Origin of the sequence: Sulfodiicoccus acidiphilus (assembly GCF_003967175.1) — an archaeon.
Classification (GTDB): Archaea; Thermoproteota; Thermoprotei_A; order Sulfolobales; family Sulfolobaceae; genus Sulfodiicoccus; species Sulfodiicoccus acidiphilus.
Window position 1 is genome coordinate 1,183,198 of the sequence record NZ_AP018553.1, and the last position, 22,186, is coordinate 1,205,383.

Here is a 22,186-nt window from a genome sequence, read left to right on the forward strand (position 1 = left end):
ATTGACGGATAAGTACGACGTAATCGTAGTTGGTGCAGGGGTAGGAGGATCAGCAGCTGCCCTCTACCTCGCCAAGAAAGGGTACGATGTGATGTTACTTGAGAAGGGGATGGTGCCTGGGCAGAAGAACCTCACTGGGGGCGTTCTTTACGGCTCGTTCGTCGAGGGATACGGGCTCATTGATCTAGTCCCTGAGTTCGAGAAGGAGGCGCCCCTAGAAAGAAGGGTCATCGATTACAGGCTCGTCCTTCTCTCTTCTCCGGTGAAGTCAGGTGGTAAATTCCAGTATAAGTACCTGGACAGTAAGGACGTTCCACTACTTCACTCTATGGCACATAGGCTGAAGGGAACCGGACACGATTACACAGTACATAGAGCTAGGTTCGATAAATGGCTGGCTTCCAAAGTCGAACAGGCTGGAGGCCTCGTGGTCACGGGGACTGCTGTGGAAGATCTACTATGGAGAGACGGTAAAGTCGTTGGGGTGAGGACAACAAAGGAGGATGTAGAGGCTGACGTCGTCATAGATGCCAGTGGTGTCACTAGTAAGTTGGTAATCAAGGCCGGGCTCAGGGAGCCACTCTCACCCGAGGACGTCTACCACGGAGTCAAGTTCGTGTTTGAGTTAGGCGAATCAGAAATAGAGTCTAGGTTCGGCCTAGCGAAGGGAGAAGGGATTGCCATGGCAGTGATGGGAGACTTCCTTCACGGCATGAAGGGTGGGGGTTTCCTTTACACCGATAAGTCTACCATTTCCTTCGGTATCGCGGTAGATGCCGTATCTATGCTGAAGAGCTTGAGGGACAACGTCCCGATCCTCGGGAAGCCAGTTGATGTAGTCGACGAAATGGCCTCCCACCCTTACTTTTCCAAGTATTTAGAAGGAGCGAAGTTAGTGGAGTATGGAGCTCACAACATACCTAAGGGGTACAGGACCTTCTTGGAGAGGCCTTTCATTCCAGGATTTATGGTGGTAGGCGACGCGCTAGGGGCCTTCGTGAAACTTGGGGCCGTCATTGATGGAATGAGGAGGGCTATAGCGTCTGGAATAATGGCGGCAGTCACTTACGAACAAGCGCGTAAGAGAGGTGAGTTCTCCCAGTCCCTATCGCTCTACAAGGAATTATTGAAACCCTTAGAGGCTGATATATCTCGGTACAGGGCTGAGACCCTAGTATCTGAGAGCGACTTCCTCTACGGAAGAGGTTACACTTCGCTCCTTCAATCAGCAGGCAAAGTGGGATACGCCGACATCATCAAGGAGCCCCCAACAGTAGATTCACAGCAGAGAATCCAGTCCCTTACTGCTACCCTTTCTTACAACGAGGATAAGGAGTGGGCACACATAAACGTAAGTGAAAGGGCTGATGAGGACCAAATGAAGATGTGGATACCTGCATGTCCGGCCAACTGTTATACCCTCCTAGTAGAGGGGAAGGGGGTCTTCGCCTCTTTTAGGGATCTATACAAGGTAAACCTATCCAAGGTGAGGGATCCGGGAGAAGCCGCGAAACTCACTTGGTCTGACGTAAGACAAGGAAAGGTGCGGTTCGACTATGTGCCATGTGTCGCCTGCGGAACTTGTTGGGTCATAGGTCCCAAGGACGTGATAGACTTCAACCCAGAGAGACAGGGCCACGGCGTCAAGTACTCCTACGGTTAACAACATCCTTAGATTAGGAGGAAGTCGCCCTCAGACTACCTCTCCCACTCCAAGGGCGAGGGTATATTATTGTCTTAAAACTCTTTTTCTGCCCTCTATAAGATTGGGGAGAAGGGAACTTATTACCTGGGTTCAAGTCTAAGCCCAGACATGGATCTCTCTGGGAAACTGGCCATAGTCACTGGTGCCTCCGGCGGTCTGGGCGCAGCGACAGTAAGGAAGTTGGCCTCCCTAGGAGCTTCGGTGGCTGCAGTAGACGTCAGGAAGGAAGTGGAAGAATTAGCTTTAGTCGTGTCTAAAGAGACGGGCTCGTTAGTGATAGGCTTGATCGCAGACGTCAAGGACCTCTCCTCTTGTGAAAGAATGTACGCTGAAGCCAAAGGAAGGTCTGGGAAGGATGTGGCGGAAATTCTGGTAAACAATGCCGGGATTAACAGGGATGCCCTATTCGTTAACATGACGTATGAGCAGTGGGACGAGGTAATCAAGGTCGACCTCTACAGCATGTTCAACGTCACAAAACAGGTGGTCCCAGATATGATACGGGCCAGTTGGGGTAGAATAATCAACGTTTCCTCATTGAGCGCCTGGGGAAACGTGGGACAGGCGAATTACGCCGCTGCCAAGGCAGGTGTGATAGGTTTCACTAAGACTCTAGCTAAGGAGCTTGCTAGGTACAACATAACAGTTAACGCTATTGCTCCTGGCTTCATCGATACGCCAATGACTAGGAGTGTACCTGAGAAAGTTAGGAAAATGATCTTAGACAAGATCCCCGCTAAGAGGATAGGAAAACCAGAGGAGGTCGCCAATGTAATTGCGTTCTTGGCCTCGGAAGAGGCATCTTACGTGACCGGGGAAGTCGTAGGGATAACAGGAGGGCTCTCTTTCTAACTGCTCACTACCGGTGAACCTATCCTCGGCGAGGAAATCGGGAGTGAGTTCGTCAAACCTTCGAGGCCTAACACCTACCTTCTCCCTGGGACAATACTGTACTTTTCCCACCGTGCTGAGTTCCTCGTTCCGACTTCTTCCCCATCCTAAAGGTTTCCCCTCAAAGGGTTAGTAGTTCTCACAGTCGATTCTAAACTAAGCCTCTCTTTCGATCGGGGCAGTCGAGTGATTCGGAGGTCCCATTCGAAATTAATGAAGGGACCTTCCTTTTCGGCTCTGGTTCCGTCGAAAGGTGCCACTATAGTTGCTCCTGCTTAGTCCTATTGGGTCCTAGGTCGAGCCGGGAGGAGCTCGGTTAGCATGGTTGAGAAATTGCCTAACGATGTTATTATTACCGTTGCCCTGAAGGGCGAGGCGTTTTTATCTGCCAAGGCAACATGACACATTGGAGATTTGAGATCGCGTGTATTTTACACAGAGAAGGGGTTGAGGGGGTGGAAAGCCTCGCCTTTCACTGGGGTGTAGCCCCCTCATATTCAAGCACTTCTTTGTCGGGATACATTGTGACCCTAACGACGCTCCTCTCCCCAGCTCGATCGAGGACTTAACGAAAATGAGGGAGGAGCAGCCAATATCTCCCTTGAGGGACCGGACTTCACGGAAGAAAGTCCCACCTTCGAGTGGGTTCCCCCCGATCCACTCCACTGCCCACCAAACGAGGCGTGTCAACCCGAACCGGTGGTGGGAACGACGAGCCCCCTGGGAGGGTTCCCTCCCAGGGTGGGGAAGAAGTCAGCATTTCGTTATAAACTACCTTGGTCAACCCCCATCAATTTTCTAGCAATTGACAGCAACCTCTATACCCTAGATGCTTATGACGGCGAGAAGTTCGTCACGTTCTCCATCAAAGAGTTGTATACTCTGAAGTACGGAGTGCAGTTGAGGAGGAGTGAAATACAGTCATTTGCATCTAAGCACGGTAAAAAAGGGAAGGAGTTGATGAGGAAGTATTCCCACGGCGAAAGGAACCGTGTAATTGATTACGTCTACAAGTTCGTGAATCAATTGCTGAAGATGTATCCCTTGATAACATTCGTTATAGAGAAGTTAAATAAACAAGGGATGTTTAATGACGCTAACGATAAATTCTCTAAGAAGATTTCTAGGACTGTCTAGAGGAGTATTCACAGCATACTTAAATACAAGGCTCCCCTTTATGGTTACTTCGTAAAAGAGGTGAACTCGCACCTCACATCTAAGTCCTGCCCCAGGTGTGGACGTGTTTCCCGAAAGGTCGGCGGGACCTTCACGTCTGAGAGATGCGGGTTCACCCTAGATAGGCAGTTGAACGCGTCCCTAAACATTTTCCTCAAGGTGTGCGGGTTTCCCCACGTCCGCGACATTCCACGGGTGTGGGTCGGGGTCACCCCGCTAAGGGGCGGAGGGTGTGAACGAGTTCCCTCGTGACCCCGGTGAAGCCCAAGGGCTGAGGATTGATATGAAATATTATGAAATCCTATGAAGCCCAAACCCCAAGTCTCACCAACCTGATTAACACTAAGGACCGATTTGTCGTATAAAGGCTCGTGGAGACTTCTCGAAGATGGTGTTTAATTTATATTTTAATCTATAAATCTATATAAGACTATTGGACCGAACCCTCTTCCACGTAGACTGAAATTTTTTGGTTTACGCATCTTCGTCGATCTTAGACGGCCTCACACGCGGACGTGGGTTTCCGCCCAGGAGGGAAGACGCGTCCCTCACCGTCGGGCTCCGAGAAGTCCCACCACCCAATCTGTCAGGACGACCGCCCGGCCGAGGGCTCGATTGCGAATCAAGGTGAATCGAAATGGGGGGAGGGATAAACGGTAGTGAGGAGAAGCCCATGACAGTTCTATGAACTACCTCGTCCCGACGAGGCTTTCCGCTTCATCGTACATCTCGCCTAACGGTGGAGGGTAAAGCTTCAGGGCACCTAAGGCCATCCCAGCCCCGATGCTGAATCGCTCGTTACCTACGAATTACCTTTATGGGGAATAGAGGCGTAATACGTCAATCCTACCTTCGATAGAGGGTCTCACTGATCACTTAGGCCGCGGCTGCCGTCGATGTAGTGTCTTGGAAGTTGGTATTTGAACGGGACAGTCCTCACAGGAGGGGCTTCCCCCTTAACCCCCATATAAAATTATTTCGTTTTAATCTTCTCAAAGATTTCTTCAGGCCTAACGGGAGTCTTTGTGAACCTAGCACCAGTGGCGTTCTCGAGAGCCCTCACTACTACAGCAGGTCCTACGATCAGACCAGCCTCTCCTATTCCCTTACTCTTCGTCACATAGGGGGAATCGTGAGGTGTATCCGTGAACTGGCTCTTTATCTCTGGAGCTTCCATGAACGTGGGAATGAAGTAATCGGAGAAAGACACAACTAGCTGTCCATTCTCATCTAGCTTGGCTTCCTCGTAGAGTGCCTGTCCAACGGCCTGAACTACCGCACCGTGCACTTGTCCCTCTGCCAGCAACGGGTTTACCACCTTTCCGATATCGTCGTAAGAGAGGTATTTCAGAACCTTAGGTATACCATAGTCGTCCACCTCCACTATCGCCACTCCCACTCCGTAGGGGAAGGTTACGTTGGCCTCATAAAACTGATAGGCCACTAGACCTGGGTCCTTCACCTCGTAGGCCTTCTTCGCGACTTCGTTCCAACCAACAGACTTACCGGCTGCGGTGAACTTCCCATCTTTGTAATCGACATTCTCTACACCCAACATTGAAGCGGCAACTCTCTTCATCTTATCCATGACCTTTCTCGATGCCAGGGCAGCAGCGGATCCCGCCAAACTTATTGTCCTCGAGCCGTAGGTGCCAAACCCAGCCGGCACTATCGCAGTGTCTCCCCAGATCACGGTAACTCTCTCCATGTCAACACCGAGCTCGTCGGCCACTATTTGTGCTATTCCGGTCTCAGTCCCTTGGCCGTGTGGTGTGGCACCCGTTATTACACTTACGTTACCATTTTCGTCGATTCTCACTTCAGCGTATTCCCAAGGGCCGAACCCACAGATCTCCAAATAGAAGGCCATTCCTACCCCTACCCTGTGCCCGCGCTTCTTCTCCTCCTCTGCCCATTTGATCAGTCTCTCGTACTCAAGCTTCTCTATCGCCTTCTTTAGCAGTCCAGGATAGTCTCCAGTGTCGTATTGGAGGCCGAACGGATTTTTGTAGGGCATCAAATCTGGAGGCACTAGGTTCCTTAATCTTATGTCCACATCACTCATCTTCAACTCGTCCGCAGCTATGCTCATTATTCTCTCTATGATGAATGTGGCTTCAGGCCTGCTCGCACCTCTGTACATCGTTATCGGTGGCGTATTTGTGTACACGGCCCTCGATCTTATGGCTAGGTCCTTCACTTTGTAGGGGCCAGGGATCATTGGTGGAATGATCTGGGGTTGTATCATGCTAGTGTAGGTTATGTAAGCTCCCATTTCCACGTCCAAGGTACCCCTTATTCCCAGTAGAGTGCCGTCCCTCTTGAGGGCGACCTCTCCCACGAAGTGATTGTGCCTAGCAGTAGACGCTAATAGTTCCTCACTTCTAGTTGCGACCCACTTGACCGTGGAGTTTAGTTTCATTGATGCCGCTATCACGGCTAGCTCTTCTGGAATGATGTGGGCCTTACTTCCGAAAGCTCCGCCTATGTCTGGCATTATAACCCTTATCTTGGAGCTCTCCAGTCCCAGCATCCTAGAGAACTCGTTCCTAAGAATGTGGGGGATCTGAGTAGATGCCCACACCGTTAGGTATCCAGATTCGTACCTAGATACAATTCCACGTGGTTCCATTGGCGACGGACTCAATCTCTCGTTAGCGATCTCTATTGGGACAACCACTTCGGCTTCCTTAAACGCCCGTTCGACGTTCCCTGCATTGAAGTTTGAGTCGTACGCTACGTTAGTTCCTAGGTTAGGATGCACTAGCACCTCGTCCTTCACCGCGTCCTCCATCTTGGTCACTGCCTTCAGCTCCTCGTAGTCCACATTGACCTTTTCCACGGCGTCTCTGGCTAGATACCTATCCGTCGCTAATACCACGGCTACAGGCTCTCCGACGTACTTCACTGTGTCATGGAATATGTATCGTGGAGCGTCCTTCAAGTGTGACGTATCTATGTAAGTCACCCAAGGCCTCATGGGTTCCTTTAGGCCCAGGTCCCTCTTGGTGAAGACCGCCACCACTCCCTTACTTTTGACTGCGTCACTTGCGTCTATAGACCTCACTCTGGCGTGAGGGTATGGAGACCTCACGAAGGCTGCGTGGAGTCCCTGGAAGTTGATGTCGTCTATGTAATTTTGCCTCCCCGTTATCAGTCTAGGGTCGAAGACTCTCTTTATGGGCTTTCCGACGTAGGTCATGCTCCCATCCTCTTAGCTGCCTCCCTTACGGCCTTTACTATGTTCTGATAGCCAGTGCACCTGCACAAGTTCCCATGCATGTAATTCCTTATCTCCTCCTCGCTCGGGTTCTTGTGTTCCTTTAGTAGGGCATAGGCGTTCATTATCATACCAGAAGTGCAGTATCCGCACTGCAGGGCGTGGTTCTCCCAGAACGCCTCTTGGAGCGGGTGGAGTTTACCTTCGACTGAAAGGCCCTCTATGGTGGTTATATCCGACCCGTCGGCTTGGACAGTCAATACGGTGCAGGACTTAATCGGCTTACCGTTCATTAAGACTGTACAGGCCCCGCAGACCGATGTGTCACATCCCACCTTAGTGCCAGTCAGTCCGATGTCTCTTAGGGTGTGAACTAGTAACTTCCTAGGCTCCACTTCAACCTGGTGGACCACGTTGTTTATCCTCAGACTGACCTTCGTTGTCTCTCCTGGTCTAACCAAAGTGGACATCACGATGCACCTCTCAGTCCTCTCATTGTCACTAGCTTGATCAGTTCTTTACGATAGGACGAACTGGCCCTCACGTCAGAGGGCGGAGACGCACCCTTCAAGGCGAGTTCTGCGGCCTCCCTCAAGTTCTCTTCGTTTAGCTTCCTTCCCTTTAGAAACTCCTCGGCTTCCTTAGCTCTGTAGGGTCTGTCAGCGGCGCTGGCGTAACTGAGTCTCACGTCTTCCACCTCCTCTCCCTTCATCTTCAGCATTACAGCCGCGGAAACTATAGCATAGTCTCCGGCTCTCCTCACTAGCTTCACGTATGTCGTCTTGTAGTCTGCGTGGGTTGGGATCTTTATTTCGCGCAGTATCTCCCCCTGCTTCAGTTGGGTAGTGAATGGACCCTTGAAGAAGTCTGAAGCCTTAACTTCCCTCTCTCCGTTAACGGACTTAACTACGAATCTGGCCTCTGCTGCAAGGAGGACAGCTGGGGAATCTGAGGCAGGATCGGCGTTGCAAACGCTGCCCCCCAATGTCCCCATGTTCCTTACCTGCGAGTCACCAACTTGTGAAAGCGCTTTAACGAGAAGGGGAGTAGCCTTTCTCAGCTCTGTTCTGGACAGGATCTCTGAGTACTTGGTGGTAGCCCCGATCCTTACTTCATTATCTGACAGGTTAAAACCATTCATGTTCAGAGGAGTCAGGTCAACCAAATAGGAGGGGTTGGCAACCCTTAGGCGCATCATGGGAATTAGACTCTGTCCACCTGCCAGTGGGCGACTATCCTTCTCTTTCTCTAAAAACTTTAGGGCCTCTTCTATGGTGGAGGGTCTAAAGTATCCGACCTCTCTAGGGTACACGCCTAAATAGTATCATTATGGAATATAAACATGTTTTAGAACTGAGCTCACAGTAGTCCAGACTCTTGGAACCTTGCCAATTCATCGTGTCCTGCCGCTTTCCTAACGAAAGGTTTTATGTCACCGTACACAACCGTCCTTCACGTTAAAGGTAAGCGGACGTTTGAAGAACACGATCCTTATCGCCCTTCTAGCTCTACTACTCTGTCAGGTCGTCTTCGGTAGTACAATACACTTCAACTGGACCCAGAATACTCTCACTTCCTCTAGGGAGTTTGCTGGCCTCGTGGCTGCTGGAGCTAACATTACTGGGGTATCTGCTGTCCTCACCCTTCCTGAAATGAAAGAGAACAGCTCCTCGCTTGGTCAGTTGTCTAAGTTCCTCTTAGGCTACTGGATAGGATTGAGTGCAGGGGGATCCTTCGTCCAGGCCGGGCTCATACCGGTTATAACTACTGAGCAGATCGGAACTCAGAGCTTTTACACTTTCGTAGGGTGGGAGTCCTTCTTCATGTATATGCAAGATGGGGTCTACCTTTGGCCTCAAGGCAATGTGACGTTCTATTCTCAGGGTTTTCCTCCCTCAGAGATACGAGGTCTGGTAGATGCCTCTCGAGTCGTCGAGGTTAAAGGGGGTGAAGTAAACGTAACCGTCAGAGAAGTTAGGTCGGGAGAGTTGCTGGCCACCTTTAACGGTACTCTAGGAGGAAAAGTCGTGGTGCGTGGATCGTTTGATCAGGCCATGTTCGAGGTGGAGCTCTACCCACCTACTTATCCGAATGGAACTCAAGTTCCCGCTCCTCCACCTACTTACTTTCCTAACATCACTTTCTACGATCCGCTAGTTTTCGAGAATGGCTCTTGGATCACCCCAGTGGTTTTCACTGGTTTTTCCCAACCCTTAGGAATAGAGGTCACCTATACAGGAGAGTCAATCGAGGTGTACAGAGCACCTCTAGGGGGCAACGTAAGCTCATCGCCCTACATGCTTCGGGAACTTCTAGCCCCCTTACCGCTAACGGCTACTTTGGTATTGGCAATAGTTGTATTCCCTCGGAGACTATCTGGAAAGTAAGTCTTGGGTTGCACAGCTTCGCCGAAATCGTTCACATCTACTCAGAACAGGCCATTGAACCCGGACTTCTCTTGAATCCCCAAGATTTAACCTCCAGCTGCTTTATCTCAGCTCGTGAGTGTTGAGCTACGATCGGTCACCAAGAGGTACGGGGACTACAAGGCCGTAAATGGTGTTAGTCTTCATATAGAGAAGGGAGAGCTCTTCGTGTTCCTAGGTCCTTCGGGTTCCGGTAAGACGACCCTCCTCAGACTGGTAGCGGGACTGGAGAAGGCGGATGAAGGCAAGATAATATTGGACGGAACTGACGTCACATCTTTACCCCCCTCTAAGAGGAACGTCTCCATGGTCTTTCAGAATTATGCTCTCTTCCCTCACAAGACCGTCCTTCAGAATCTCTTGTTACCTGTGGAAGGAGATAGGGACGCTCTATCCAAGGTGAGGGACGTTGCAGCCAAGCTAAAGATAGATGACCTCCTCGACAGATACCCAAGTAGTCTATCAGGTGGGCAGCAACAAAGGGTAGCCCTGGCTAGGGCTCTAGTCAAGTTACCCAGGCTTTTTCTAATGGACGAACCCCTCTCCAACCTAGATGCTCCACTAAGGTTCTCTGCTAGACACCTAATAAGGGAACTCCAGCGAGAAAGTGGGATAACTACGATCTACGTCACCCACGATCAGGGAGAGGCCATGGCAATTGCTGATAGAATTGCTATCATGAATAGGGGGAGGATAGTCCAAGTCGGTGCTCCAGAGGAGGTTTACAACGAGCCCACCGACCAGTTCGTGGCCTCCTTCATAGGGTACCCTCCGATGGTAATAGTGGACAGTGTCGGAGTTAGAGCAGAGGACGTGGTGTTGGGCCAAGGCGAGAGGAACGGTGTAGTGAAGGATGTGGAGTTCATGGGAGACCGATATTTGGTTTATGTTTCTGAGGGAGAGAAGGAAATCATGGCCTTCTCCAGAACCAAGCCGAAGATAGGGGATAATGTAAGGTTTTCTATAACTAAGTTCTTCAAGTTCGAAGAGTTCAGAGCTCACTGAGGACCCGGAGAGTCTCCCTCACGTGGCTCACTGGATCGAAGAGCGAACAGTACCTGAACCTCTCCTTCCCTACACTATCCACTAGTACGGTCGCCCTGCATTTCATGAAGTCCTTGAGTCCGAATCTTTGTCTCAAGGCATCCTTCGGATCGCTAACTAGCGTGAAGGGGAGCGAGAACTCCTCGGAGAATTTCACGTGGGTGTCGACAGGATCCTTACTCACTCCTATTACTTCGGTCTCAAAAGAATGGAAGTATTCTATCTTGTCTCTGAAGGCTATCGCCTCCACCGTACATAATTTGGCGAAGTCCTTGATGTAGAAGAACAACACCAAGTTCCTCCCTCTATACGAGTTCAAGTCGAAGTCGCAAACTTCCTTAACTTTCATGGGTTGGGCCAATAGTTCCCGATTATAACTTCATTTTTCCTGTTTTAGTTGTAGAATATGCGTGGGAGGAATTGACAGGATCTGTGTATATTAACAGTCATAACCTTGTCAAATACTATTCTCATTTTCAGAATATTGTAGAAAGTGTATGGTAAGGTTTAAATCAGGCTAGGAGTGATGCAGGTCATGAGCGAAGGCTGGTACGAGATCTCCCTTAAGATGCACAGGAAGTACGGTGGAAAGATAGAGGTTCTGCCGAAAGTTCCAATATCCAGCCTCAAGGACTTCGCCGTCTGGTACACCCCAGGTGTGGCCGAGCCATCTAGGAGCATATCCAAAGACCCTGACCTCAGTTTCGAGCTCACCTCCAGGTGGAACACCATAGCTGTTGTGACGGACGGTACGCGGGTCCTGGGTCTGGGGAACATAGGCCCAGAGGCTAGCTATCCAGTGATGGAGGGAAAATCAATGATATTCAAGTACTTGGGGGAGTAGATGCTATTCCATTGCCTATCAGAGTCAGTAACGCGGATGAGTTCATAGATACCGTTAAAAGACTTGAACCCGCCTTCGGGGAATAAACCTCGAGGACATCGAGAGTCCTAAGTGTTTCCATATTCTCGATAGGCTCAGGAAGGAGATGCAGATACCAGTGTGGCACGACGACCAGCAAGGCACCGCCACGGCTATACTTGCTGGCTTAATCAATGCCCTCAAGTTAGTTAATAAGAAGCTCAATGACGTGACCGTGACGCTCATAGGAGCAGGCGCAGCAAACATAGCAGCAGCGAGGCTTCTCATCAGGGCTGAAGTGAAGCCTGGGAACATGATCCTTGTGGATAGGGTAGGGATATTGAACTCCTACAGGGAAGACATGGATAGAATGATGTTCGAGAACAAATGGAAGTACGAACTGGCCCTCCAGACTAACTCAGAGAACAGAACGGGAGGAATCGAGGAGGCCATGCGGGGAGTTGACGTGGTCATCGCTACCTCCACTCCCGGTCCAGGAGTAATAAAGAAGGAATGGGTAGCTAAGATGAACAAGGATCCAGTGGTGTTTGCTTTGGCCAACCCAGTTCCCGAGATATGGCCCCACGAAGCCAAGGAGGGAGGGGCCAAGGTAGTGGCAACCGGTCGTAGTGACTTCCCCAACCAAGTCAACAATAGCTTAGTGTTTCCCGCGGTGTTCAGGGGCGTGTTGGACGTCAGAGGCAGGACAATCACAGACGACATGGCCGTAGCCGCAGCTAGGGCACTTGCAGCGTACGCCGAGGAGAAGGGTCTCAACGAAGACTACATCCTCCCCACTATGGAGGAGACTGGGGCTTATATAAGGACAGCGGTAGCTGTTGGGGAGAAGGCCATGGAACTAGGGCTTGCTAGGGTGAGCAGGACGCGGGAGGAGCTACAGGCATCCGCAGCTAAGGCCATTACTTCATCAAAGGCTAAATACGAGGCCCTAGTTAAGGCCGGCTTAATAGAGGTGTGATAGGTTGGCCGTGACGGTCAGGGAAGCAAAGAAGGAAGATGCCGAGAGAATAATTGAATTGATGGTGCGATTAAAGAAGTTAAATGAGGAGTTCGATCCCCTTTACACGGTGAGGCAGGACATATACGACGTCGTTAAGAAGTTCGTGGAGGCCTCTATGGGGAAAGAGAACGTTGCTATGATTGTAGCAGAAGATCAGGAGGTGATCGGATTCGTGAGGCTCGAGATTAGATCGAGGATGTTCTATGAGCCCACCATGGAGGGAGTTATAACCGACCTATACGTCCTCCCTCCGTATAGACGCAAGGGAGTGGGGAAGGTCCTTATAGATGCTGCGATAAAGGAGCTCAAGTCGCGCGGGGTCTACTTGGCCTCCGCCGAGTTCCCTCCCATGAACAAGATATCCGTGGACTTCTATCAAAGGAGAGGGTTCAAGCCGTTACTCTACACTTTCTTTAAGGAAGTCTAATGGCCTCGAGGAAGCCGAGTTGGGTCATAAAGTGGCTGACGAGCTGGTGAGGCAGCTCCTTGTCGCGGGAGTCAAGCGCTTCTACGGTGTTCCAGGTGACGCGATAGATCTGGTAGTTGACGCAGTCAGGAAGACAGGGGCCACCTTCGTTCAGGTAAGACATGAAGAAGGGGGTGCTCTGGCTGCCTCTGCAGAAGCTAAGCTAACTGGAGGTCCGGGTGTCTGTTTAGGAACTTCAGGTCCTGGGTCCATCCACCTGCTCAACGGCCTATACGACGCGAAGCTGGACGGGGCACCGGTGATAGCTATAACCGGCCAAGTACCCACGGCTAAAATGTGGAGCAACTTCTTTCAGGAGGTAAACTTAAACAGACTGTTCGACGACGTAGCGATTTACAATGCCCAGCTGGTTAATCCCCAGGAGACGCCCTACGTAGTGGCCAGGGCTGTGAGGGAGGCTGTGACAAGGAAGGGAGTATCTCACATAAACGTTCCGGAGGACGTGTTGCGCATGGATGCTGTCCCGAGGGAGGTTACAGTGAAGGTGCCTGAAACTAGATACACATTTGCCCAAAGGGAAGTTATAGCTGACATAGAAATAAGTGCGAGGCCTGTGATAATTATAGGCAAGGGAGCTCAGGGCCTAGGGGAGGAGGTGCTCTCTCTGGCACGGAAAATAGGTGCCCCTATAGTTCACGCCCTCAATGCCAAAGGGGTGGTCCCAGACTATGTGCCCCAGGCCTTTGGGGGACTTGGGATGTCAGGAACAAGGGCTGCTAGAGAAGCTTTGAGTCGAGCGGACCTTCTGATTATGATGGGTACCTCCTTCCCGTTCGTCGAGTTCCTCCCCGACGTAAAAACCATACAGGTCGACGTTGAGCCATGGAAGTTCGGACTCAGGGCACCCGTCGTCCAACCTGTACTATGCGACGTAGAGACCTTCCTCAAGGAGGTCACACCATCCGTCAAAGAGAAAAAGGAGAAGTTTTACGACGAGCTTCAGAACGTCAAGAGGAGCTGGATGGAAGAGTTGACCGCTCTAGAGAAGCAGGGCACTAAGGTCAGACCAGGAGCCCTGGCCAAGGCCTTGAGTGAGGAAGTGCCCGAAGTGCCCGTCGTGGTGGACACGGGAAACGTAACTGTCTGGGTGAATAGACACTTCAGAGTCAAGAATCCCCGGAGGTTCCTCTTCTCCTCTTGGCTCGGAACGACCGGCTTTGGCGTCCCTGGCGGACTTGGAGCGGCCTTCGCCTCTAATTCTCAAGTACTCTCTGTGGTGGGGGACGGCGGGTTCGTAATGACAATGCAGGAGGTGTTAACCGCGCGGAAGTACGGTGTCCCCGTCAAGGTAGTGATCTTCAATAACTCCTCCTTCGGCATGGTTAAGGAACAACAGCAGGAAGCCGGTCTTCAACCCTTCGGTGTGGAGTTGGACAATCCAGACTTCGTTGAGCTAGGGCGTAGCTTCAATGTCCCGTCGAGGAGAGTGGAGGAAGCCTCAGAGTTGACTGACGCCCTGAGGTGGCTTCGTCAAGAGAAGGGGCCAGCGATCCTGGAGGTAGTACTAGATCCGAGAGATGTCCCACCCAAGGTATCGTGAAAAGGAGAATTCTCAACACAGTTAAATCTCCCAGAGGTAAGGCCACTTATGTACAGGTTCTCCGTCTCACGAAAGTTTAACTGCGACTCGAACTCGCTGTGGCTGAAGGTGAAGGACATAGATTCCGTCACAAAATATTGGAGAGGCCTCCGTAGCGTCAAGAAGATACAGGGTGACCTTTTCGAGGTCCGCTTCGCCTTTCCCGCGTCGGGCATAGTTAACATAAAGGCCGAAGAAGAGGCGAGGACACTCACCTTCACCTACATCAAGGGACCATTCAGAGGAACTAACGAAGTCCACGTCGGTGATGGAGAAATCACGTCCAGCTGGGAAGTGGAGTTCAACGGCCTCTACAAACTCATCGCTAGGAGTAACGTTCAGCACTTCTCCACGGGGGCCTCTCATGCCCTCCAGAGGTTGGTGGAGGAATGTGGGTCAGATTGACCTAGGCCTCAGGAGCGCCCAAGACGACGTGACTCCCTGCTTAGACCTCAGGACTTCGAACTGAGACAAGAGTTCCCTCCACTCGCTCTTCTTCACGTCTCTAGGGTCTTTAGAGAAGGGGAAACTCCTAACGGATATGTAGATAGTTCCTCCTGGTTTGACTATCCTCGCCAACTCCCTCACCACCTCCTTATGCTTCACCGTACAGCACAGAAGGTCTTTGGATAGAACGAAGTCGACTGAGGCTGAGGGAATGAAGTCCAGCTTCTCCGCAGGAGAGACGTAGGCCTTAACGTTCTTCAGTCCCTCTTTCTCCGCCCTCTCTCTGAGCACCCTTACCGCGGCCTCGTCCGAATCCACAGCGAAGACTAGGCCTTGAGGTCCTACCACCTTTGCTAGCGGCAAGGTGTAATACCCAGCTCCACATCCCACGTCTGCTACCACCATGCCCGGACTCACGTAAGTTCTTGCGAACTTCTCTGGAGACTCCGTTAACCTACGGAGTGGGTTGTTGAGGATGAAAACTGGAACGTGTCTGTCCTCGATCACACCAGGGTTCTCACTCCCGAGCTCAAAAGTCTTGGTTAAGTAGTTCCTAATGCCCTCCTCAGCTCGGCGAAGTTGTTCTCAGCTCGGAAGAATACAGGTATGTCGTAGGGGGTGGCCGACTTGAAGCTAACCAGCAGCCACTCCCCCGTCTCCAACTCCAAGGTTCTATCGAGAAGCGCATCGCTTATGGCGAACGTTTCTCCCACTAACTGCCTGTCGTAAGGCCTGGGTAACGTACTTATGAAGTACGTATGAAGTTGCTGGAGCGCGTTGGTGTTGAGGTAGGCCAACCTCTGCGAGCTTATGAGGGAGTGAAGGTGGTACTTCCTACCTTGCCTGAGGAGCTTCTCCACCGCCTCACTCGACTTCTCACTCATGTTCTTTTGTCTTGTGTCGAAAGGAATGAACTCCTGCGCCTCATCGAGAACGAAGAGCACTGATGGGGAGGCGGAGAACATCTTCTTCCTCCTGTTCATAACCTCGTTTATTACGTTGGAGACGACGAACCTGGCCTCTTCCACTTTAGGACTCTCGACCACGAAGAGTCTGGGCGACACCTCCGAGTCCTCAAGAATTTCTATTGCTAACTTCTCAATGTCGTAGTCCTCGCTCACCGGCTCCACGTTGGTGGAGGAGAGGTACGACCTGAGCCCGTTAATGAAGGAGAATATTGAGGACGTTTCCCTGAGCTTGGACCGGTTGGCCACCTCCTCCACCTCGTCCAGCAGTCCGTTCACTCTCTCGTCAACGATGTCGTCCTTACTCAGCTTGTTCTCCCTCATTAACGCGTCCAGTTTTTGAAGCATGGTGAACAGCACAGGTTTCTGGGAGGCCGCGTAGTTGTCGGAAATCTGGCCGTTCACTAAGTCCACCAGGTCCCCGTAGGTCATAAGCACCTGCGAGCTAGACGGCACATACATATACCTGACTTTCTCCTCCTCTATTAGCCTCTGGGTAGTAACCCTGAACTTGTCCCTGAGGTCATCTAGCTCCTCTGGGACTACGTGGAGTCTCATGAAGCGTCTAGAGGCCTCCACTGGCGATGGTGGTAGTCTCTCCGCCGTCAGGACACGCGAGTTATACCTCACCAACTGATCGAAGAGGAGCGTGAAGTACTCCATGGATATGTCGAACACCACTACCTTGAGATTCCTCATGGTGCCTAAGGCCCTCCTTACTAGTAACGAGACCAGGTTCGACTTCCCAGAGCCAGTGAACGCGAACACTCCAACGTGATACCTCACTGCCTTCTCTAGGTCAATTCTCAGTTCTACTCCGTCCCCTAAAACCCTTCCGAGGGGTTCGCTGGAGCTCGAACACACCAACCTCTGGTAAGCTTCCCTACTCAGCTGATACACCGCGGAAGCGGGAAAAGGAGGCGAGTATCCCCTCCTGAAGGTCACCTTAGAGGAGTCCATCAGATACCCAACTGGCACAGCGTACACTTCTACCCAGCTTTCGGGAGACCCCTTCTCCCAGCTCCTCTCCACTTCATCCATGACCTCGTCCCTTATTTCCTTGGGGATGGATCCCTCTAGGTTTATCATGGAGTAATGGAGTGGCAGGAAGTCCACGATCTCCAGGAGTAACATCTCTCCTCCCATCGACTTCACTGCGAGAACCCTCCCCACGCTGAGCTTGAGTTCTGGGGTGTAGGGAACCTCGATCACGAAGCTCCTGAAGCTTATAGTTCCTCTACCGTCTGACGTCGGTCTCGTGACTACTCTTACTTCCCTCAGTCTACCTATTGGGCCTTCCAAAGGCCCTTGCCGACTCGACGATCCTCCTGAAGTCCCTATATCGCACCTGCCTCCTTGTCAAAAGGAAGTCCATCGTCCTTTTGAATTTGTCCCTCTTGAACTTGGCCAGTTTGTCCGCTAGGAAGAGCGGGTAGTTATATCCCAAGGCCTCCGGAACGGGCTCGTTCCCCATCACTCTTAGGAGTCTGAACACCTGTCCTGCAGAGAGTTGCTTGGTCCACTCCGTCATGAATATCCAGGATGACTTCCTAAGCTTGAAGAAGGCCCTCCTAGGCGCAGTTGTAGGATCCTCTACCATCCATGGCACTTCCCTTCCTAGAAATCTCTCCCTCCCTGGGAAGTCCTTCACTACCGCAATAGCGTTGGCCGGTAATCCCAGTTGAGCGTCTCTGGAGAGCATCCTGTCCATCAGGACGAGGTCTACCTGCTCCAAGGAGGCCTGAGCGTACTCCATTCTCCTCATGGCATCCTCCCCATTTCCCTGAAACATACTGTCCACAGACGATAGACCCGTGAGTCTGAACCCCTTATTATCGACCTGCCCGTAGACTATGGCAACTACAACGTAGGATAACTCCCCTTCGTCCGTCTTGACGGTATGGAGACTGCCATCTAGGGCGGCGAAGCTCATGGGAGATAACTCCTCTTCCCCTACATTTATAAGCGACCCGACTTCACGGAGCAAGTGCTCAGGACCCCTCTCACACTCCTCACTGACGTTTTTATGCCTTCTCTCCGCGTACTCGCGGCCAAGAGGTTGAGAGAACTTGGAATGAGTCAGACTAGGATAGCGAGTCTTGTAGGGGTGAGTCAACCCGCAGTTAGACAGTACCTCGACGAAGATGAGGAGAAGGTGATAGAGAGGCTGATCAACCTAGGCCTCGCTAAGGAAGAGGTGAATGAATTAGTGGACCAGGTAACTCAGTTGCTGTCGTCGGAGGACGTTGAAGCTGTAATGTCCTTCGTAACTACGAGGGGACTGAAACTACTTTCTGACCTTAGGTTTTGTCAGTTCCACAGGTCCCTTGATCAGGAAGTCCCCCCCACCTGTTCTATTTGTTCATCTCTTTACATAGAAAGTGAGGAGGAGCTCATGCGGCAGGCCTTGGCCATGATACAGGACGAGGACGTTTCTGAGCTCATTCCTCAAGTGATGAGTAACATGGCTTTCGCTAAGTGGGGAGCGAAGGGACCGAACGACGTAATAGCGGTCCCCGGAAGGATAACGAAAGTTCACGGCGTCCCCAGGCCAGCGTCCAGGCCTGAGTGGGGAGCTAGTGCACACTTGGCTAAGATACTCCTAAGGGTGATGGAGAGCAGACATGGACTAAGGGCTGTCATGAACCTAAAGTACGACGATTCTGTGGAGAGGGCGTTGCTGAAGCTTGGACTTCCCTACGTCAAGGTGCGAGGCGAGAGTGGAGACGACGACGTCGTCGCAAGGGAGATAGCTGAGGCCATGACGGGGGAAGCCCAGGTCGCTCTACACCTAGGAGGGAGATGGTTGGAGCCCGCGACCTACGTGTTCGGGAGGGATCCGCTTGAGGTGGCGAAGAGGGTGTTGGGGTTAGCGAGGGAGTACGTGAAGCTTAGGTCCAAAAGGAGTCAGGCCTCCAAGTAGCCCACCACTCTCGGCTTCTTGGGCCTGGCATTGAGGTTGAGGAGCAGGAACCTCGAAGAGAAAGGAAGTCTTCTGTTCAGCCTCACCTCCACTTCTCCCTGTCCCTCCACTGAAGCCACGCTCGAGGATCCGGACGAAACAACATGAAACATACCAGGAGAGTAGTCGGCCCACTCGAACTTCACTAACTTCCCTCTAATCGAGTCAACTACTTTAGTCTCTGGCTTGACCATGGAGTAGAGCCCCCTGAGCTCCTCTTGACGCACGTTCTTCAGTGCTATACCTACCCTAACACCAGGGCCTACAGCGTCCTGATCCTCATCTAGCACTTGTATGCTCTTAACCTCGACCTCCTTCCCTTGAGGGAGTGTCAGCAATCTATCGTGAACCCCTAACTGTGTGCTAGAGAAGCCCAGTACTACAGTCCCAATCCCTCTCACTTGGAATACCTTGTCCACCGCAATGTACCCCCTATCTGGGGTTTCATACGAAACTTCCTTCACCTCTTGGGAGATCTTCCCAGCTAGAGAGGTACCATTGAGGAGTTTGCCGGCCACTTGAGTAGACGCTATTACACTACCCTCGATGCCTGAGGCCTCACTCAAGAGTAGAAGCTCTCCATCCTCAGGCTTTGGCGAGTCAGGCAACCTTAAGAAGAAAGATGAGGACACCGTTAGACATTCAGCCGCCTCAACCAGTCTAGAGGGAAGACCTGTGGGAAACAGAACTGATAGAAGGTGATCCTCTCTCTTCCTGTAAAATATCTTCGTGGCCTCGTCTTCGTGGAGCTTCCCCAGTTTCCTACCTATCTCCATGCCTAGATCCAAGTTTGTTGAAAGGATCGTTGCTACATAGCCTCTTATCATCAATGGAGTTTAAGCCCATCCTCGTTAAAAGGGTTGAGCTCAAACTAGAAGTAAAGCCAGGGCTATGGAAACTAGCAAAACGGTCAAGGCAAAGATTGTGTTCTCGACCTTCCTCGGCCTGTAGGTTCCCTTGTCTAGCGACAACTCCGCTTCAATGTATGTGTAAAGCCCGTAAACGATGGCGGCCCCTCCAAGGAATATCATTACCTCCCCGTAGATTACCGACCCATATGGAATGAGCTTGGAAGACCTTATTACTTCTAGGAAGAGGGCGAACTTGGCGATCACGAATCCAAATCCTATCAAAGCTATGCCGGTCCTAACCCAGGCGAGAAACGTCCTCTCATTGGCCATGTGATCTGATGGCTGCCCCACATCACTCCCTAGGAAAAGTATGCTGAACTCCAACATAAGCGCCAGTCACCTTCAGAGCCCTAGTAATAGGAGGAAGTTCTACAAAAACCAAGAGGCAGAAAGCCTCGCCCTTCAGGGCAGGGATGAATGCCTTCAAAACTCAAATCCGAACTCCCTAGAGTTCCTTGATGGTCAGGAGAAGTAAACCCCCAACCAGAGCGACAGTTTCGATGAAGGTTCCCCTCTCTCATCCTTTACTAGCCTTGGTTGAGAAGTACGTGAGAGCTCTGCGATTCGTCCTGTACTGGTTGAAAGAGAACGTCGCAAACCCAAATGAGGAGGACGTTTTAACGAGAGTGCACAGCGAGATATACCACAAACAGAAGGGGGGAGTTCGACCCACTTCGAAAGTTCCTCAAGACTGTTATCGTGACGCCTACTATCCTCACTATCATCTTATCGAAATCATTACTGCAGCTCAACCTAGGAGTTAGCCACACACTCGATCTGTATACCCTTGGGAAACGACCTCTGTTAGGGTTGTTGAACCAGCTCTTTTGGATATGGCGTCGACGACAAGAACTACGTGGGGAACCCAAATCACCTGAACAGAGTTTATCAGAGGAAGTCCTTAGCTGAAAAACTCCAGAGGAAGTACACAAAGAGGTGTTAAGGAAAACGAGAGGATCCTTTCGAGGATTAAGGAGTTTCCACTCAAAAGCTAGGAGAATCCTAGAGGACTTCCCAAGGAAAGTTGGTGAGTGGGTAGTCGACATTGTCAAATTATACAAAGGCGTTAGGCTGGAGGACTTGAAGAACTTGGCCAAACACGTAGATAAGTTGTCTAAAGAGTTTAGTACTCTACCAGATGGAGTACATAAGTACCCATTGCTGGTTCGCGTGGCAAGCTAAGAAGCACGGTCTCCTTGTTGAATTCGTGAACCCTAAGTACTCCTCAACCTCTTGTCCAAAATGTGGTTCAAAAATGGCCGAGATAAGCGGCCGCAGGTTCAAGTGTCCCTCACGTGGTTGGCAGAACGACTTTGACGTAATCGCAATCGCGAATTTGAATGGGAGGAGATCTCTGATCCTCTCGACCGCCCCTCAGAGATGTAACCCCGAATCGGTGGGGGGAACCCTCGCCATTCGTGGCGGGGAGGAAGTCAGTCCAGTTCGACCTCGAGATAACGTCAAGAATTCGTTTATCCTCATCAATCGAAATTGAATTTTTCACATTCCAGACACTACGACGTTTCCTTACCATTTCCATAACTTACCTTCTCTAGTGAACCTCTTTCTGACTTCCGTAAAAGTCTTCATGATCTCATTGATAAAATCTTCATCACCACATAATATCTTTCCATCTTCGATTATTTCAAGAACGAGAGTGGACCCTTCCTCAAGCTTCTTTAAAAACACTCGGGTATTCATGGGTGTTGGCATTACTTTAGGAAAATTAACGTTATAAGCCATAATAAACCCTTCTCGAGGGTCTCTCGGTAATAGATCCGAAATAATGAGAACATCTATGTCGCTCTCTTCCGTATAGTCTCCTCTCGCACGAGATCCGAAGAGTATGACAACCTTAGGTTTTAAATTTCGGTAAAGTTTACAAATCTCTTCTGATGACAATTTCTTTCACCCATTCAAGAATTTTTTTACCGCAGTTCAAACAACTCTCGGCGTTATTTTCGTTGTAGTAATCTGCTGGAGCGCCTTCGTCATAGACGTCTGGATATCTAGAAGGAATGTAATGCTTGTCGAGTTCCTGTGCACATACAAATATCTCCTCAGGGACTTTGACATCAACCGCCTTAAGTAGCATGGTGATCGAATGTCCCCTCATTTCCTTGTGAAGATAATTAAGCAAAGCTTTGACTGCCTTTTCCCCTACCTGCTGTGATTCGTAGCAAGTCTCCTCATAAAGGCTGTTCTGTAAGTTGACCTCTGCGGACTTAAGGTTCCTCTCTGCTTGCCTCAACCAATCGTTATGCCTGCTGACCACGGAAAATATCTTGAAACCTCATTTAAATTACCAATAGCAGATGCGAGACCCCTCAGTCCCTCATTCCCTTAAGGTCGAGGAAAAGTCGGTGAATTCTTCCATTGAGTTACAAAGGATCAAAAGCCTCGCCCTTCAGGGCGGGAATGTCAATTTAAACGTCCTCTTCGTTCCAAACCCCTCGATGTCTTGGAGGGCTAAAGGATCGGAGTTGCGAT

At 50.9% G+C, this 22,186-nt stretch carries 21 protein-coding genes and 2 pseudogenes; 12 read left to right on the forward strand and 11 right to left on the reverse strand.

The genetic code is table 11. The features are described 5' to 3' along the window. Window position 1: 1 nt before the first annotated feature. The 3 genes and pseudogenes from HS1genome_RS06335 to HS1genome_RS06345 all read left to right on the forward strand — a co-directional run. Complete coding sequence (locus HS1genome_RS06335; protein ID WP_126450066.1) at window positions 2-1,663, forward strand: FAD-dependent oxidoreductase; 1,662 nt, start codon at window positions 2-4, stop codon at window positions 1,661-1,663. A 150-nt stretch (window positions 1,664-1,813) separates the two neighbouring features. Further along, window positions 1,814-2,557 carry a beta-ketoacyl-ACP reductase gene (locus tag HS1genome_RS06340; RefSeq protein WP_126450067.1) on the forward strand — a complete coding sequence of 248 codons (744 nt, stop codon included), beginning with the start codon at window positions 1,814-1,816 and terminating at the stop codon, window positions 2,555-2,557. 798 nt (window positions 2,558-3,355) lie between these two features. Continuing rightward, window positions 3,356-4,079, forward strand: a pseudogene (locus HS1genome_RS06345) (IS200/IS605 family accessory protein TnpB-related protein); the annotation flags it as partial. Window positions 4,080-4,745: 666 nt separating this feature from the next. On the opposite strand, the gene cutA reads toward HS1genome_RS06345, so the two are convergent. Genes cutA through cutB form a run of 3 tightly spaced genes read right to left on the reverse strand, consistent with a single transcriptional unit; the run spans window position 4,746 to window position 8,304 of the window. Continuing rightward, complete coding sequence (cutA, locus tag HS1genome_RS06350; RefSeq protein WP_126450068.1) at window positions 4,746-6,974, reverse strand: glyceraldehyde dehydrogenase subunit alpha; 2,229 nt, start codon at window positions 6,972-6,974, stop codon at window positions 4,746-4,748. Next, window positions 6,971-7,462, reverse strand: coding sequence for a glyceraldehyde dehydrogenase subunit gamma (gene cutC / locus HS1genome_RS06355; protein ID WP_126450069.1), 492 nt, complete (start codon window positions 7,460-7,462; stop codon window positions 6,971-6,973). The genes cutA and cutC overlap by 4 nt, the downstream gene beginning before the upstream one ends. After that, the gene (gene cutB / locus HS1genome_RS06360; protein WP_126450070.1) at window positions 7,462-8,304 is read right to left on the reverse strand and encodes a glyceraldehyde dehydrogenase subunit beta; all 843 of its coding nucleotides are present in this window, start codon (window positions 8,302-8,304) and stop codon (window positions 7,462-7,464) included. Before cutB ends, cutC begins: the two co-directional genes overlap by 1 nt. 163 nt (window positions 8,305-8,467) lie before the next feature. Here cutB and HS1genome_RS06365 point away from each other — a divergent pair, with 163 nt between their 5' ends. Beyond that, window positions 8,468-9,379: a hypothetical protein gene (locus HS1genome_RS06365; protein ID WP_126450071.1), complete on the forward strand. Its 912-nt coding sequence runs from the start codon at window positions 8,468-8,470 to the stop codon at window positions 9,377-9,379. A gap of 114 nt (window positions 9,380-9,493) precedes the next feature. Then, complete coding sequence (locus HS1genome_RS06370) at window positions 9,494-10,423, forward strand: ABC transporter ATP-binding protein (RefSeq protein ID WP_126450072.1); 930 nt, start codon at window positions 9,494-9,496, stop codon at window positions 10,421-10,423. Here the strand turns inward: HS1genome_RS06370 and HS1genome_RS06375 are convergent. Beyond that, window positions 10,410-10,811, reverse strand: coding sequence for a peroxiredoxin (locus HS1genome_RS06375; RefSeq protein WP_126450073.1), 402 nt, complete (start codon window positions 10,809-10,811; stop codon window positions 10,410-10,412). The two genes, HS1genome_RS06370 and HS1genome_RS06375, sit on opposite strands and share 14 nt — an antisense overlap. Before the next feature lie 186 nt (window positions 10,812-10,997). Between HS1genome_RS06375 and HS1genome_RS06380 the strand changes: the two are divergent. From HS1genome_RS06380 to HS1genome_RS06395, 4 genes and pseudogenes are all read left to right on the forward strand, one after another. Then, a pseudogene (locus HS1genome_RS06380) lies at window positions 10,998-12,303 on the forward strand (NAD(P)-dependent malic enzyme). A 10-nt stretch (window positions 12,304-12,313) separates the two neighbouring features. Continuing rightward, window positions 12,314-12,772: a GNAT family N-acetyltransferase gene (locus HS1genome_RS06385; protein ID WP_229768081.1), complete on the forward strand. Its 459-nt coding sequence runs from the start codon at window positions 12,314-12,316 to the stop codon at window positions 12,770-12,772. Between the two features lie 19 nt (window positions 12,773-12,791). Continuing rightward, window positions 12,792-14,372 (forward strand): thiamine pyrophosphate-dependent enzyme, encoded by a 1,581-nt coding sequence (locus HS1genome_RS06390; protein WP_126450075.1) that lies wholly within the window; start codon window positions 12,792-12,794, stop codon window positions 14,370-14,372. 48 nt (window positions 14,373-14,420) lie between these two features. Beyond that, entirely contained in the window at window positions 14,421-14,816 is a 396-nt protein-coding gene (locus HS1genome_RS06395; RefSeq protein WP_126450076.1) for an SRPBCC family protein, read from the forward strand. On the opposite strand, the gene HS1genome_RS06400 is transcribed toward HS1genome_RS06395, so the two are convergent. Genes HS1genome_RS06400 through HS1genome_RS06410 form a run of 3 tightly spaced genes read right to left on the reverse strand, consistent with a single transcriptional unit; the run spans window position 14,808 to window position 17,810 of the window. Then, window positions 14,808-15,365, reverse strand: coding sequence for a class I SAM-dependent methyltransferase (locus HS1genome_RS06400; RefSeq protein ID WP_126450077.1), 558 nt, complete (start codon window positions 15,363-15,365; stop codon window positions 14,808-14,810). The genes HS1genome_RS06395 and HS1genome_RS06400 overlap by 9 nt on opposite strands. Window positions 15,366-15,400: 35 nt before the next feature. Next, window positions 15,401-17,125 (reverse strand): ATP-binding protein, encoded by a 1,725-nt coding sequence (locus HS1genome_RS06405; RefSeq protein ID WP_126450078.1) that lies wholly within the window; start codon window positions 17,123-17,125, stop codon window positions 15,401-15,403. After that, window positions 17,106-17,810 (reverse strand): hypothetical protein, encoded by a 705-nt coding sequence (locus HS1genome_RS06410; RefSeq protein WP_126450079.1) that lies wholly within the window; start codon window positions 17,808-17,810, stop codon window positions 17,106-17,108. Before HS1genome_RS06410 ends, HS1genome_RS06405 begins: the two co-directional genes overlap by 20 nt. Between HS1genome_RS06410 and HS1genome_RS06415 the strand changes: the two genes are divergently transcribed. After that, window positions 17,811-18,746 (forward strand): thiamine-phosphate synthase family protein, encoded by a 936-nt coding sequence (locus HS1genome_RS06415; protein ID WP_179950419.1) that lies wholly within the window; start codon window positions 17,811-17,813, stop codon window positions 18,744-18,746. Here the strand turns inward: HS1genome_RS06415 and HS1genome_RS06420 are convergent. After that, window positions 18,731-19,612: a translation elongation factor gene (locus tag HS1genome_RS06420; RefSeq protein ID WP_126450080.1), complete on the reverse strand. Its 882-nt coding sequence runs from the start codon at window positions 19,610-19,612 to the stop codon at window positions 18,731-18,733. The two genes, HS1genome_RS06415 and HS1genome_RS06420, sit on opposite strands and share 16 nt — an antisense overlap. 39 nt (window positions 19,613-19,651) lie before the next feature. Continuing rightward, window positions 19,652-19,966: a YidH family protein gene (locus HS1genome_RS06425; protein ID WP_126451350.1), complete on the reverse strand. Its 315-nt coding sequence runs from the start codon at window positions 19,964-19,966 to the stop codon at window positions 19,652-19,654. Window positions 19,967-20,154: 188 nt separating this feature from the next. On the opposite strand from HS1genome_RS06425, the gene HS1genome_RS06430 reads away from it, so the two are divergent. Both HS1genome_RS06430 and HS1genome_RS06435 read left to right on the forward strand, forming a co-directional pair. Further along, window positions 20,155-20,460, forward strand: coding sequence for a hypothetical protein (locus HS1genome_RS06430; protein WP_126450081.1), 306 nt, complete (start codon window positions 20,155-20,157; stop codon window positions 20,458-20,460). A gap of 374 nt (window positions 20,461-20,834) precedes the next feature. Then, window positions 20,835-21,191 carry a zinc ribbon domain-containing protein gene (locus tag HS1genome_RS06435; RefSeq protein ID WP_229768069.1) on the forward strand — a complete coding sequence of 119 codons (357 nt, stop codon included), beginning with the start codon at window positions 20,835-20,837 and terminating at the stop codon, window positions 21,189-21,191. Between the two features lie 32 nt (window positions 21,192-21,223). Here HS1genome_RS06435 and HS1genome_RS06440 read toward each other — a convergent pair whose 3' ends face one another. Together HS1genome_RS06440 and HS1genome_RS06445 are read right to left on the reverse strand one after the other, a co-directional pair. Further along, window positions 21,224-21,598, reverse strand: coding sequence for a nucleotidyltransferase domain-containing protein (locus HS1genome_RS06440; RefSeq protein WP_126450082.1), 375 nt, complete (start codon window positions 21,596-21,598; stop codon window positions 21,224-21,226). Next, window positions 21,576-21,971, reverse strand: coding sequence for a HEPN domain-containing protein (locus HS1genome_RS06445; protein WP_126450083.1), 396 nt, complete (start codon window positions 21,969-21,971; stop codon window positions 21,576-21,578). Before HS1genome_RS06445 ends, HS1genome_RS06440 begins: the two co-directional genes overlap by 23 nt. Between the last annotated feature and the right edge of the window lie 215 nt (window positions 21,972-22,186).